Source organism: Polynucleobacter sp. JS-JIR-II-c23, from assembly GCF_035011225.1.
Taxonomy (GTDB): Bacteria; Pseudomonadota; Gammaproteobacteria; order Burkholderiales; family Burkholderiaceae; genus Polynucleobacter.
Genome location: NZ_JAYGQT010000001.1, coordinates 790,921 through 804,215 on the forward strand (window position 1 = coordinate 790,921; position 13,295 = coordinate 804,215).

The window sequence follows — 13,295 nt, forward strand, 5'->3', positions numbered from 1 at the left end:
TGCGAACGATGATAGATAACGCTCAATCCCATTCTGCCCCGACGCCTCAGGCACTCAGAATCGCTAAGATTCAGCGGGTCCAGGATTTCTTATTTCATGGCATTACACAGTTTTTTGCCTGCAGCGTCTTAATTGCCTTACTGGGAATCATTATTTCCCTGGTAATCAATGCTTGGCCTGCATTGCATACTTTTGGTTTGGGATTTTTCTTTACCCAAGAGTGGGATATCGTGAATGGTGAATTTGGTGGCTTGATTGCTATTTATGGCACCTTAGTGACATCTATCATTGCCTTGTTAATTGCTGTGCCCCTCAGCTTTGGTATTGCCGTCTTTTTAACCGAACTATGCCCGGGCCCATTACGTAGACCCTTAGGCACTGCAGTGGAATTGCTGGCTGCAGTTCCCTCCATTATTTATGGCATGTTCGGCTTATTCATTTTCGCACCACTGTTTGCTGAATATGTCGAGCCGGCTCTTGCGGCAACCTTGGGGAAAATTCCTGGCTTGGGAATCTTATTTTCAGGCGCCTTCAATGGTATTGGTGTTCTCTGTGCTGGATTGATTTTGGCAATGATGATTCTGCCGTTTATCGCCTCAGTAATGCGCGATGTATTTGAAATTGTTCCCCCTGTATTAAAAGAGTCGGCCTATGGTATTGGCTGCACAACTTGGGAAGTTGTCAAGAATGTGGTGCTTCCCTATACCAAGGCTGGCGTTATCGGTGGTGTGATGCTCGGATTAGGTAGGGCGCTTGGTGAGACGATGGCAGTGACCTTTGTGATTGGTAATGCGCAGCGTTTATCCCCATCTTTGTTTGCGCCAGGAACATCGATTGCCTCTACGCTAGCTAATGAGTTCGGCGAGGCTGAAGCAGGCAACCATCTCTCCTCCTTATTTGCACTTGCTCTTGCACTATTTATTATTACCTTCATTGTTTTGGCATGTGCTAAGTGGATGCTGAACAATATGGAGAAGAAGCAGGGTTTGAAATCATGAATAGCACTAGTAATATTAATCCAGAGGTATTTGCTCGTCGCAAACGTGCAAACAAGATTGGCTTAACTTTATCCATGGGTGCTATGGCACTCGGAATGATTTTTTTATTGTGGATCCTTAGCGTATTGGTAATCAAAGGATTCTCCTCGATTAATTTAGATCTCTTTACCCATAGCACTCCAGCGCCTGGATCTGATGGTGGCGGTCTTGCTAATGCGATTGTTGGCAGTCTAATGTTGATTGGCTGTTGTACCTTGATTAGTACACCGGTTGGAGTCCTTGCTGGTCTTTATCTGTCTGAGTATGGTGATCGCAGTAAGGTAGCTGCAGTAACCCGTTTCGTCACTGACATCATGTTGTCGGCTCCCTCGATTGTGATTGGTTTGTTTGTGTACGCCTTTGTGGTGGCTCAAGTGCGTCACTTTTCTGGCTGGGCGGGAACGATCGCTTTGGCATTAATTGCCGTGCCAGTTGTTGTTAGAACAACAGAAAATATGCTTCGATTGGTTCCAGGAAGTTTGCGTGAAGCCGCTTACGCACTCGGCACTCCAAAGTGGAAAGTGGCCTTCATGATCACCCTACGCGCTGCACAGAGTGGTGTTATGACTGGAATCTTGCTAGCACTTGCGCGCGTCAGCGGTGAAACAGCACCTTTGCTCTTCACTGCGCTAAACAATCAATTCTTTTCAACCAATATGAATGCGCCAATGGCGAATTTGCCAGTGGTTATTTTCCAATTTGCTATGAGCCCATATGACAACTGGGTTGATCTTGCATGGGGTGGTGCTTTATTGATTACCTTTGCTGTGCTGGGACTAAATATCCTTGCTCGTGTGGTATTCCGAGAGAAGGTGCAGGGATGATGAGTAATATGAAAACAATGTTTGACTTGAATCAGATAGATAGTCAAGGGGGTAGAGTGGATACATTAAATCAAGAACCGCAAAATGCGGCAGTGAACGCCATTGAGGTACGTAATCTCAATTTTTACTATGGCGCGTTTCAGGGTCTAAAAAAGATTAACCTGGATATCGAGCAAGGTAAGGTAACTGCTTTTATTGGTCCTTCAGGTTGTGGTAAATCGACTTTACTTAGAACTCTCAACCGAATGTATGACCTCTATCCAGGTCAACGTGCCGAAGGCGAAATTAACTTCTACGGTCAGAATATTCTCGAGCCAGGCCAAGATTTAAATCTACTGCGCTCCCGAATTGGTATGGTTTTTCAGAAACCAACCCCATTCCCGATGTCGATTTATGAAAACATCGCTTTTGGTGTGCGTCTCTATGAAAAGCTCTCCCGCTCTGAAATGGATGAGCGCGTAGAGTGGGCCTTGAATAAAGCGGCCCTGTGGAATGAAGTGAAAGATAAGTTAAACCAGAGCGGTTTATCCCTTTCTGGCGGCCAGCAACAACGTTTGTGTATTGCGCGTGGCGTGGCGGTGAAGCCTTCAGTCATTTTGCTAGATGAGCCAACATCAGCCTTAGACCCAATTTCTACCGGTAAAGTGGAAGAGTTGATCCATGAGCTCAAGAATGACTACACCATTGCCATTGTGACCCATAATATGCAGCAAGCAGCCCGTGTATCAGACTACACAGCCTATATGTATTTAGGTAGCCTGATTGAGTACGGCAAAACAGACGAAATATTTATTAAGCCTAAGCGTAAAGAGACCGAAGACTACATCACCGGCCGCTTCGGTTAATTGGAGAAATATATGCCAGATAAACACCTATCATCACAATTTGATGCCGATCTCAATTCTCTCTCAAGTCGCTTACTTGAAATGGGTGGTCTAGTTGAATCCCAAATCGCAACTGCGATGCGTGCTTTTACGCAAATGGATCTCGATACCTGCAATGTAGTGATCGAAAATGAAAAGTTAGTCAATGACTTAGAGATTCAGATCGACTTGGCTTGTACTGAGCTGATTGCACGTAGACAGCCAACAGCTCGAGACTTGCGTTTAGTAATGGCAGTTTCTAAAGCAATTACCAATCTAGAGCGTGCTGGTGACGAGGCTGAGCGCGTTGCTAAGCGCACTAAGCGCTTAATTGAATCCGGCTTGCCACACAATATTAACGTTGCAGAAATCCGTCTTTCAGGTCAAATGGCAATTTCCTTATTGCGTCGTAGCCTTGATGCTTTTGCTCGTCTAGATACGATCGCAGCCGCTGATGTGGTCCAGGAAGACCGTCAGATTGACGAAGAGTTCAGAGGCTTTGTTCGTAAGCTCATCACCTATATGTCTGAAGATCCACATATGATCAGTACAGGCTTGGATATGCTGACGATTGCGAAGGCAATTGAGCGTATCGGTGATCACGCCAAAAATATTGCAGAGTTCGTCATCTACATTGCTAAGGGGTCTGATGTTCGTCATATCCCGCATGAAGATTTAGTTCGCGAAGCTAATAGACAATAATTAAGGCCATCAATCATGACTCACCGCATACTCATAGTAGAGGATGAGCCATCAATTGCAGAATTGATTGCGATTAACCTGTCACATGCAGGCTACGAAGTTGAAAAGGCCATGCAAACCGATCTGGCATTGACGATGATGAAGGATCAGCTGCCCAATCTCATCATTTTGGATTGGATGTTGCCTGGAAAATCCGGTGTTCAGTTTGCAAAAGAGCTGCGCTCCAATGATCGCACCAAGGCGCTACCAATCTTAATGCTGACCGCCAAAAGTGAAGAGTCCGATAAGGTTCTTGGTTTGGATTCAGGTGCGGATGATTATGTGACTAAGCCATTTTCACCAAAAGAATTGGTGGCTAGGGTGAGGGCAATACTGCGCAGGCAGATGCCCATCGAGGATACCGGCCCATTGACTGTTGGCCCATTAAAGTTGGATCCAAGCTCTCATCGTGTGCTGGCTATCTGGCCAAACCAAGAGCCGAAGTCTATTGCTCTTGGACCAACTGAATTTCGACTGCTTCAGTATTTCATGGCCAACCCTGAGCGTGTTCACTCTCGGGGCAGCTTACTAGACAAGGTGTGGGGTAGCGAAGTTTACATTGAAGAAAGAACGGTCGATGTTCATATTAAGCGCCTAAGGGCGGCTCTTGCCCCGTTTGATTGTGACCGTTATGTTGAGACGGTGCGTGGTAGCGGCTACCGTATTACCAAGACCCCAACCGAAATTTAAGCCTGTATTTGACGATTTTATTGGGAATCTCCAGAGTTTTTTTGGAGATGCTCTAATATTGCATCATGCTATCTGTACTCACCCGTTTCTTTGTCATTATTTGCGTCGCATTTGTGTTGGCGTTCATAACATTGTCTTTATTGGGTGCACAGTGGGCTATCGCAGTGGGAATTTCGGTAATCTCCATCCCGCTGGTCTACGCTTACATTAACTTAGCGCGCCTCAGAAAATATATCCTTACCGATTCTGTTGAAAGTATGCCTTTACCCAGTGGATTTTGGGAGGAGGTATTTTTTAGACTTCAACGCCTAGTCAGAAATCTGAAGCAACATATCCGAAGCATTGAGCAGCAACACGAGCACTTTATTGAGGCATTCCAGGCCTCTCCCAATGGAATCGTCATGCTCGATGAGAGCGACCAAATTGAATGGTGCAACAGCATTGCCGAGAGATTCTTTGGGCTCATCTTTAAACGCGATGTCATGCAGCGCATTAATTTTTTAATTCGACGCCCTGAATTCATACAGTATTTAAATAAGCGTAATTTTGATGAGCCATTATTAATGGAGCGTATGGGACCCGATGGTAGCTTGAGTTTGATGTTGCAAGCTTTTCCCTTTGGCCAAAAGCGCCATTTACTTTTAGTGCAGGACGTCACTGATTTGCAAAAAGCGGATGCTATGCGTCGCGACTTCGTGGCCAATGTTTCTCATGAAATGCGCACGCCGATTACTGTATTGATGGGCTTCTTGGAGACCGTTCAGTCCCTGGAGCTGAAGAAGGATCAGCAGGATCAATATTTTGACATGATGATGTCCCAAGCTCAGAGGATGAAGAGTTTGGTTGAGGACTTATTGACCTTGGCAAACCTTGAGTCAAATGCGCTACCAGCCACAAATACAGTAGTAAAAGTCGAGACTTTAATGGCACTGCTGAAGAATGATGCTGAAGCGCTTTCTCAGGGCAACCACGCCTTCAATTTTGATGTGAATTCAAAATGTAATTTGTTGGGCGATGAAAGAGAAATTCTTTCTGCATTCAGTAATTTGGTATCTAATGCTATTCGCTACACGCCTGATATTGGTTCTATCGGTGTTGAATGGAATGTTAACGAGCAAGGGCAGGGTGAGTTCTCGGTTACTGATACGGGTCCAGGCATTGCATCTGAGCACTTATCAAGATTAACTGAGCGCTTCTATCGTGTAGATCGAAGTCGGTCAAGAGATACGGGTGGAACTGGTTTGGGATTGGCTATCGTGAAGCATATTGCCAATCGGCACCAGGCTCAGCTGATAATAGAGAGCACTCCGGGAAGAGGTAGTAAATTTATGCTCCGCTTCCCTAAAGAGCGCGTTACTTCTTAAGCCTTAATCTTTTTTCTTTTTCTTCTTCTTTTTGGATTCTTTAGGTAGTTTCTCGGCTTTGCCGTCTGCATACAGACACCAAACCTTAATCTCCTCTAACAGTTCCACTAACTCTTCATGGGGAAGGCTTTTTAAATCCACTAGGCTAATACTGCCAGACTCTTGTAATTGTTTTACAGCGTCTTCGTATAGATATTTGCTCATATTCTTTTCAACTTAGGATCAAGATGGGGCCAATCCTAGCAAACTAATATGACAAAACTGCCTTTTGAGGCTTCAATGAGGGTTTTAGTCGGATTCCCCAGATACTTCCGAACTTCTTTTGATTCCAGTCATTCTGGTCACAAGCCTTTCTAGGGGGCCTCCTATGATCAGTGTGAGCAAAATAGCCCCCAGACTGAGTCCACCTAGGGCAAATTGACCCGCTCCAAAAGCGGCGCCAATTAGCGCGCAGGACCAAATACTTGCTGCGGTAGTGAGGCCATGGATTTTTTGTAACCTCTGTTCGCGAATGATGACGCCGGCGCCTAAAAACCCAAGGCCCGTAATGAGGCCTTGTAAAACCCGGCTGACTGATTGCGCATCATCTTGAACGAAGTCGCCAATCAATAAAACAGCAGTGGCAGAACCAATGGCTACTAGCGAATGCGTGCGAATGCCTGCTGGTTTGTGATGAAGCCAGCGGTTTAGACCCAGAACGGTACCCACAAGCAAAGCCAGACCCAATCTAAGGGCGATAGTGCCGTACAAATCCCAATGAGTCATGTAGATCCTTTTGTATAAGCGTACATCTTATTGTTTCAGTGTATATCAGTCGCTTTGAATGGTCACAAATAAGCCATCACCTTGACATGTTCCACAGTGAAACTTGCCATGAAAGTATTTTGGAATAAATCTTTAAACAAAAGGATGTCGCAATGAGGAAATTTCTATTATTGATTTGGCAGGCATGGTACGAGGCAAGACGGGCTTATGCAAAGCGCTACGTCTCGCATAGGCTAGGTAGTTAATTTGAGGCCTAGATTTTCTGAGGCTGATATTTCGCATGTTAATAAAACTGCCATAAATTCAGCTTAAGATCGCCCTTATCTTTATACATAGGACCTCACTCCGAATGACTGAAAATCTTGCTAAGTATCTCCCATTGGCGCTAAGAATAGGTGTCGATGAAAAATCTACAATTGAAAATATAGAGAAAGAAATCTTCTCACACAATCAGCGAGTAGATTCCCATCAAAACCAATTTCTGATGGATGGGAGATTCTCTCTCCGTCTAGATGAAATTATTTAATAGACATAGCTGTACATAAAAATAATGGGCAAAAAGTACAATATTTTATTTTTATGTACAGGCAATTCTGCTAGGTCAATTCTTGGTGAGGTGTTGGCGAATACCTTAAGTCATGGTCGCTTTACGGGATACTCGGCTGGATCTAGGCCCGCGAGGTATGTCCATCCAATCGCATTACGAATGGCAAGGGAGCTGGGTTATCCGCTTGAACTATTACGCAGTAAAAGCTGGGATGAGTTTGGGGCATATGGGGCTCCTCATATGGATTTCATTATTACCGTATGTGACTCTGCTGCAGGGGAGGAGTGCCCATACTGGCCAGGTCATCCTGCTAGCGCCCATTGGGGGTTTGCTGATCCTGCCGCAGTGGATGCTGGGGATGTGGCCATGCTAGATGCATTCAGGCAAGTTGAAATGGGGTTGCGAAATCGGATTGACCTGCTCATGGACTTGCCATTGGATAAATTGGATCATATGCAAATTAAGGATGAACTACAGTCCATTCATCATCGCTTAAAGTTTAGGTAGGTCGGTTTGCCTATAGCAGGCTAGATATGTTTAGGATGAGTGTCATGAAACTGTCATCGGACTGGAAGATAGTTTAGGTTAACTCATTTTTGCTGCCTTCCTTCATGAATACCTTGCGCATACTCAAGACTGTTTATACGATCCTATTTTGCATTTTTCCAGGTCTAGTTCTGGCGGCTGTGATTTACCCAATTGATCAGGCTGCCATTTTGGCCGGATCTAAGTTTGATATAAAGATTGAATTTAATGCCGTCATTCATTCCGGGGATGCAGTAATCGAACTCAATGGCGTGCCAATAAATAAAATCATTAGCATCAAACCCGAGTTTATTTCTAATGAAAATGGCAGGGGTAGTTCCATTCTGTATCGAGATGTTCAGCTACCCAAGACAGGCAAATATCAAATCGTGGCTCGGGCACCCCAGGAAAGTTTGCAAGTCAATTGGGATGTTTATGCAAGCGGTCCACGTCGAGTTAAGAATGTAATCCTCTTCATTGGCGATGGCATGACGATTGCTAACCGCACAACTGCTAGGGTGCTATCAAAAGGGATACAGGAGGGCAAATATCAAGGCAGATTGGCGTTTGACGACATGCCTAGTACCGCGATGATTGGCACTTCAGGGTCTGATTCCCTGATTACAGACTCTGCAAACTCTATGAGTGCATATACAACAGGACATAAGACAGCAGTGAATGCCATGGGTGTTTATGTATCCCGAGCTAGCGATAATCTCTCGCATCCCAAGGTGGAAACGATAGCAGAGCTGATCAAGCGAAATACCAGGATGGCAGTCGGCATTGTTTCTGATGCAGAGTTGGAAGATGCAACGCCAGGTGCCATGGTTTCACATACAAGGCGTAGGGCAGACAAGCAATATATCGCTGATCAACTCCTATCAAGTGGTGCAGAAGTGATTCTTGGAGGCGGCTCCGCCTATTTTTATCCGCAATCGACCAAGGGCTCAAAGCGTAAGGATGAGAAAAGCTTAGTGGATAGCTTTAAGTCCGATGGGTATCAATTGGCCTTTACAAAACAGGAGTTGCTTTCTGCCTCTGAAAATAAGACGACTAAAAAGTTATTCGGCGTCTTTCATCCAGACAATATGGATGGATCACTGGATCGCTTGTACCTCAAGAAGAATACGGTTGAACAATTTCCAGACCAGCCAGATCTAACGGAGATGACTCAATCAGCCATTGACGTACTCTCTAGAAATCCCAATGGATTCTTCTTAATGGTAGAAGCAGCTTTGATTGATAAGTTCAACCACCCTCTAGATTGGGAGCGTGCTGCATTTGACACCATTATGCTGAGCAATGCCGTGCAAATTGCCAAAGACTTTGCAAAAACACATCCGGATACTTTGATCATCGTGACGCCTGATCATACCCATAGCGGATCTATTAGCGGGGTAGTGCATGATGAAAAGCCTGGGCCATTACGTGAAAAGGTGGGCATCTATGCTGAAGCCGGTTATCCAAACTACCCAAAAGCCGATATACAGGGTTATCCAAACAAGATAGATGTGTCTAAGCGCATCGCATTCTTTTATGGCAATTACCCCGATCACTATGAAACCTTACATCCTAAACTTGATGGTACCTTTGTTCCCGCCGTTAAAGACGAGTCCGGTAAATATGTAGCCAACCCAAAGTACATTCAATTGCAGGAAGATGCTATCCATGTTGGCGGAAATCTCCCTTCGCACCAAGAGTCCGGTGTTCATACGGCGGATGATGCTGTTCTGAATGCCATGGGCCCTGGTTCAGAAAAATTCAAGGGCTTTATGGATAACACAGAAGTGTTTAAGATAATGGTGCAATCCTTAGGCTTAGGATCAAAATAATTCTGGATTAAAGCTGCTATGGAATTCATTAATAACATTAACTATGGATCACTGACCGATACGAGCGTCAGTCTCTGTGCTGCTTTTGTATTGGGTGGATTAATTGGCTTAGAGCGCCAATACCGCCAACGAACTGCAGGCTTAAGAACCAATATCCTAGTTGCTATAGGGGCCGCAATCTTTGTAGATGCTGGCAATCGCCTCACTGGCCATGATGGAGCTGTGCATATCATGGCATACGTTGTTTCGGGCATTGGCTTTCTAGGTGCTGGCGTTATCATGCGAGAAGAGGGTAACGTTAGAGGTATTAATACTGCAGCTACCTTATGGGCATCAGGCGCTGTGGGTGCATGTGCGGGAGCCGATTTAATTCTAGAGGCTTGCTTAGCGACCGTTTTTGTTCTTGCGGCAAATACTTTGCTACGTCCAGTTGTCAGCCTAATCAATAAGCAGCCACTTGATACTGAATCAGTAGAGGTGACTAATTCGGTATATATCATTACTCCTAAGCATGCTCAAAAACATGCTTTAAAGCAATTTATTAAGACGCTAGAAGAAGCGGGATACCAAACCCAAGATATTGAGGTGCATCAGTTTGGAGGCGATGATGTCGAAATTCAGGCGGTTTTAACGGCGTCGGCTGTTGATGGGGATGAGATGGATCAGTTAATTACCAAAATTGCTGATCAAGATTTCGTAACTCAGGCATTCTGGAGTCCTAGTACAACAGATTAAGCTATTTATTTTGATTGACACAATACTGAAATAATTTTGGTTCAGTATTGCGTTGTGAACACAACCGCTGCTTTTATAGAATCTATCGTTACCTGCCCTCATTGCCAAGCTTCAGAGGCAATCAATATTGAGCATGGTACATCTCACCACTTATACCGCTGTCACTCCTGTAGCGCTATCTTGAAGCCAAAATCTGGCGATTGCTGCATTTTGTGTAGCTTCGGTAATCGCGATTGTTCTAGCTCAGAGCAAAACTTAGCAGCCTAAACAAGGCTCGTATATCCCAGCCACAAAGGCTTGCTGTTGATTTCATCAAGATGTCATGGTTTTTACATAAAATAGACATAATTGATACAGCATTCCATTTTTGGGGAATATTTTGGCCAGCCATCCCGTAGATTCTTTAGTTCATTCAGCAGACCTTGTAGCTGCGGTCGACTTGGGATCGAATAGTTTTCGCATGCTGGTGGCCCAAGCGGTAAATACTCCATCCGGTACTCAGTTGCGCCCTATAGATACCTTGCGTGAGACAGTTCGCTTGGCTGCTGGTCTTACTGAGAACAAGTTACTAGGTAATGATGCTTATCAACGCGGCTTGATTGCTATCCGGCGCTTTGGTGAGCGCATTCGCGGCTTTGATCCTGGTAATGTTCGTGCTGTGGCTACCAATACTTTGCGAGTTGCCAAAAATTCTCAACAATTTATAGAGGATGCGCAAGTAGCCCTAGGATTTCCAATCGAAGTGATTGCCGGCGTCGAAGAGGCACGACTGATTTATATCGGAGCAGCACATGAGGTTCAGGCTGTGCAGGGCAATAGGCTGGTGATTGATATCGGTGGCGGCTCTACAGAATTCATTGTCGGTAAAGGCTATGAGCCAAAGCTGATGGAGAGTCTCTATATTGGCTGCGTCTCTCATAGCATGCGCTTTTTCCCCAAAGGGAATATTGATGCTCACGCCTTTAAAGAGGCTGAGTTGGCAGCACGCCGTGAAATACAGGTGATTTCAGGGGCTTATTTAAGAAGCGGTTGGAAGCAGGTTATTGGCTCTTCCGGAACTGCTAGAGCGCTAGCGGATCTCATTGGGAATAATCATTTCAATGGAAGTAGCGATGGCTTGACGATGGGTCGCGTCAATAGCGCAAGTGGAATTATTACCCGCGAAGGTTTAAAGAATCTCAAGAAACACTTGCTGAGATATGAACATGTGAATCAAGTGGAGTTAGAGGGCCTAAAGGACGACAGAAGATCTGTGTGGCCAGGCGGTTTAGCGATTATGTTGGCAGCATTCGATGAATTAGGCATCGAAGAAATGGAAGTAACCGATGCCGCATTACGTAGTGGAGTCTTGTACGACTTACTTGGCCGATCACAACATCACGATATGCGCTATGTAACCGTAGAGCAATTTATGCAACGCTATACCGTCGATCGAGAGCAGGCTGATCGGGTTGGTAAATTGGCGGCTGATTTTCTACAGCAACTGCCTAAGCCTGAGGTGGAAAGTAGGGCGGATAACGTAGCGCTATTGCAGTGGGCTGCCAATTTGCATGAAATCGGATTGTCTATTTCCCACAACGGATATCACAAACATTCTGCCTATATAGCAGGCAATGCAGACATGCCCGGCTTCTCTAAAAATGATCAGGCCAGGCTTGCAGCATTGCTCATTGGGCATACTGGCAAACTCGGTAAGCTAGCAAATAACGCTAGCTTTGAAGACTGGCGCATGCTCTTTTGCTTGCGCCTCGCTCAAGTGCTTTGTCGTGGTCGAAATGACACCAACTTTCCCAAGGTAAAAGTTTCTGAGCATGACGGCTCATATTTAGTTAGTTTGCCAAAGGAATGGGTTGCTGAGCATCCCTTGACTGAATTTAGCCTTATGAAAGAGGCGGCAGAATGGGAAAGGGTCGGGCGCTCTTACCAAGTGAGCTTTAAGTAAATCTCAATATCAGAATACAAAAACCACTTCAAAGCGAAGTGGTTTTTTGCTTAAGAGTCAATGCTGGATGCTTACAGACCTAAAAAATGCTTTGCATAACGCGGGTTGATTTCTGAAAGGCGCAGCATAGTCAATAAGTCAGCCGTATTGAAGTCTGGATCCCAGGCTGGTGAACTACAAATTTTTGCCCCAAGCTTTAGGTAGCCCTTGATCAATGGTGGGGGCTGAACATCTAAACCGCCATTTAATTTATCCAAAGGCAAAGGCAAGCGCGGGAAAGCATGAAACTCTGTTGGCGCCATTTGATCATTGCCCAGGGAGTTATAGAGACTCGCTGCAAAATGACCGCCATCAGCCATCGGAATGCTGGCGCAGCCAAGCATGATTTCATAACCATTCTTCTGCATGTACTGAGCTAAGCCACTCCAAAGGGCCATGATGACTGCGCCTGAGCGATAGTCTTGGTGAACACAAGATCTACCGAGTTCAACCAATTTAGGGCGTAAGTGATCAATGCGAGATAGATCAAACTCAGAATCGGAATAGAGGCGACCGATTTCTTGTGCCTTATGTGGCGGCAGTACACGGTAGGTGCCAACAACTTTCAGGCTATCTTGATCGCGAATCAATAGATGATCGCAATAGGAATCGAATTCATCAACATCTAAGCCTTCAGCGTTCTTAGGGAGGTTGGCACCCATTTCTTCGGCGAATACTTTATAACGCAATCTTTGCGCTTCTTTAATTTCGCCTGGAGTGCTTGCCCAAACAATTTGGAAGGCTGGCTTTTTAGGCTTTTCGATCTGAGCGGCAGGAATGGATTCCACTTCTCTGATTTCAGCTCTCGTCTTCGTCACAAACTTCTTGCCAAATAGCTTTTTAGCCAATTTTTTGGAGAGTTTTTTAAGGGGGTTTGGCTTATTTCTTTTTAATGCTTTGACTTTCTTGGGAGTGAAAATCTCAAATGAACCAATTGGATTAGGGATATCAGACATGGCTGGCCTTAGTAGGTAATTAAAGTTTCAGGAGCAAGGGGATGCAGACCGCAGCCCAGAGTAGAGCTGCCACAAATAGCGCAAGCATGACTGCAGCGCTACCAAAATCTTTTGCTCTTTTAGAGAGATCGTGGTGCTCAAATGAGATTCGATCGATCGCCGCTTCTACGCTGGAGTTCAATAGTTCAATCACCAGCACCATCATCAATGAAGAAATGAGTAATGATTTCTCTAGCAGTGTGATCGGCAACAAGAGGGCGACTGGTGTTAGCAAAGCAAATAAAGTCAGCTCTTGTCTAAAGGCACTCTCTTCCATAAATGCATAAACCAAGCCACACCAAGAGTTCTTGGCCGCATGCAACGCTCTGGCAAGGCCTCGATTTCCCTTATGGGGATTCTGATCTATGTGATATGGGGAGTTCAAGATAGGTCTTC

The 13,295-nt window shown here is 45.1% G+C and carries 16 protein-coding genes; 12 read left to right on the forward strand and 4 right to left on the reverse strand.

The window, feature by feature from the left end:
• Window positions 1-8 precede the first annotated feature (8 nt).
• The 6 genes from pstC to phoR all read left to right on the forward strand — a co-directional run bounded on the left by pstC (window position 9) and on the right by phoR (window position 5,519).
• Window positions 9-998: a phosphate ABC transporter permease subunit PstC gene (pstC, locus tag VC159_RS04110; RefSeq protein ID WP_216233339.1), complete on the forward strand. Its 990-nt coding sequence runs from the start codon at window positions 9-11 to the stop codon at window positions 996-998.
• Window positions 995-1,861, forward strand: coding sequence for a phosphate ABC transporter permease PstA (pstA, locus tag VC159_RS04115; RefSeq protein ID WP_215361415.1), 867 nt, complete (start codon window positions 995-997; stop codon window positions 1,859-1,861). The genes pstC and pstA overlap by 4 nt, the downstream gene beginning before the upstream one ends.
• Window positions 1,862-1,878: 17 nt before the next feature.
• Window positions 1,879-2,706: a phosphate ABC transporter ATP-binding protein PstB gene (gene pstB, locus VC159_RS04120; protein ID WP_371818501.1), complete on the forward strand. Its 828-nt coding sequence runs from the start codon at window positions 1,879-1,881 to the stop codon at window positions 2,704-2,706.
• Window positions 2,707-2,718: 12 nt separating this feature from the next.
• Window positions 2,719-3,426, forward strand: coding sequence for a phosphate signaling complex protein PhoU (phoU, locus tag VC159_RS04125; protein ID WP_072583832.1), 708 nt, complete (start codon window positions 2,719-2,721; stop codon window positions 3,424-3,426).
• A gap of 15 nt (window positions 3,427-3,441) precedes the next feature.
• A complete protein-coding gene (gene phoB, locus VC159_RS04130; RefSeq protein ID WP_323472816.1) occupies window positions 3,442-4,155 on the forward strand; it encodes a phosphate regulon transcriptional regulator PhoB in 714 nt (237 codons plus the stop codon).
• Window positions 4,156-4,220: 65 nt separating this feature from the next.
• Entirely contained in the window at window positions 4,221-5,519 is a 1,299-nt protein-coding gene (phoR, locus tag VC159_RS04135) for a phosphate regulon sensor histidine kinase PhoR (RefSeq protein WP_323472817.1), read from the forward strand.
• 3 nt (window positions 5,520-5,522) lie between these two features.
• Here phoR and VC159_RS04140 read toward each other — a convergent pair whose 3' ends face one another.
• Together VC159_RS04140 and VC159_RS04145 are read right to left on the reverse strand one after the other, a co-directional pair.
• The gene (locus VC159_RS04140) at window positions 5,523-5,723 is read right to left on the reverse strand and encodes a hypothetical protein (RefSeq protein WP_323472818.1); all 201 of its coding nucleotides are present in this window, start codon (window positions 5,721-5,723) and stop codon (window positions 5,523-5,525) included.
• Between the two features lie 84 nt (window positions 5,724-5,807).
• Window positions 5,808-6,284, reverse strand: coding sequence for an MgtC/SapB family protein (locus VC159_RS04145; protein WP_323472819.1), 477 nt, complete (start codon window positions 6,282-6,284; stop codon window positions 5,808-5,810).
• Window positions 6,285-6,633: 349 nt separating this feature from the next.
• Here VC159_RS04145 and VC159_RS04150 point away from each other — a divergent pair, with 349 nt between their 5' ends.
• The 6 genes from VC159_RS04150 to VC159_RS04170 all read left to right on the forward strand — a co-directional run bounded on the left by VC159_RS04150 (window position 6,634) and on the right by VC159_RS04170 (window position 11,865).
• Window positions 6,634-6,810: a hypothetical protein gene (locus tag VC159_RS04150; protein ID WP_323472820.1), complete on the forward strand. Its 177-nt coding sequence runs from the start codon at window positions 6,634-6,636 to the stop codon at window positions 6,808-6,810.
• Between the two features lie 21 nt (window positions 6,811-6,831).
• Window positions 6,832-7,338 carry an arsenate reductase ArsC gene (locus tag VC159_RS04155; protein WP_323473557.1) on the forward strand — a complete coding sequence of 169 codons (507 nt, stop codon included), beginning with the start codon at window positions 6,832-6,834 and terminating at the stop codon, window positions 7,336-7,338.
• 104 nt (window positions 7,339-7,442) lie between these two features.
• A complete protein-coding gene (locus VC159_RS04160; protein WP_323472821.1) occupies window positions 7,443-9,188 on the forward strand; it encodes an alkaline phosphatase in 1,746 nt (581 codons plus the stop codon).
• 18 nt (window positions 9,189-9,206) lie between these two features.
• Window positions 9,207-9,923, forward strand: a complete 717-nt coding sequence (locus VC159_RS04165; RefSeq protein ID WP_323472822.1) for an MgtC/SapB family protein — start codon at window positions 9,207-9,209, stop codon at window positions 9,921-9,923.
• Window positions 9,924-9,977: 54 nt separating this feature from the next.
• Window positions 9,978-10,190 (forward strand): GDCCVxC domain-containing (seleno)protein, encoded by a 213-nt coding sequence (locus tag VC159_RS10430; protein WP_416350424.1) that lies wholly within the window; start codon window positions 9,978-9,980, stop codon window positions 10,188-10,190.
• A 193-nt stretch (window positions 10,191-10,383) separates the two neighbouring features.
• Window positions 10,384-11,865, forward strand: coding sequence for a Ppx/GppA phosphatase family protein (locus VC159_RS04170; protein ID WP_323473558.1), 1,482 nt, complete (start codon window positions 10,384-10,386; stop codon window positions 11,863-11,865).
• A 71-nt stretch (window positions 11,866-11,936) separates the two neighbouring features.
• Here the strand turns inward: VC159_RS04170 and VC159_RS04175 are convergent, their stop codons facing one another.
• On the reverse strand, window positions 11,937-12,860 hold the full coding sequence (locus VC159_RS04175; RefSeq protein ID WP_323472823.1) for a GNAT family N-acetyltransferase: 924 nt from the start codon (window positions 12,858-12,860) through the stop codon (window positions 11,937-11,939).
• 19 nt (window positions 12,861-12,879) lie between these two features.
• Window positions 12,880-13,284 carry a diacylglycerol kinase gene (locus VC159_RS04180; RefSeq protein WP_323472824.1) on the reverse strand — a complete coding sequence of 135 codons (405 nt, stop codon included), beginning with the start codon at window positions 13,282-13,284 and terminating at the stop codon, window positions 12,880-12,882.
• Window positions 13,285-13,295 lie beyond the last annotated feature (11 nt).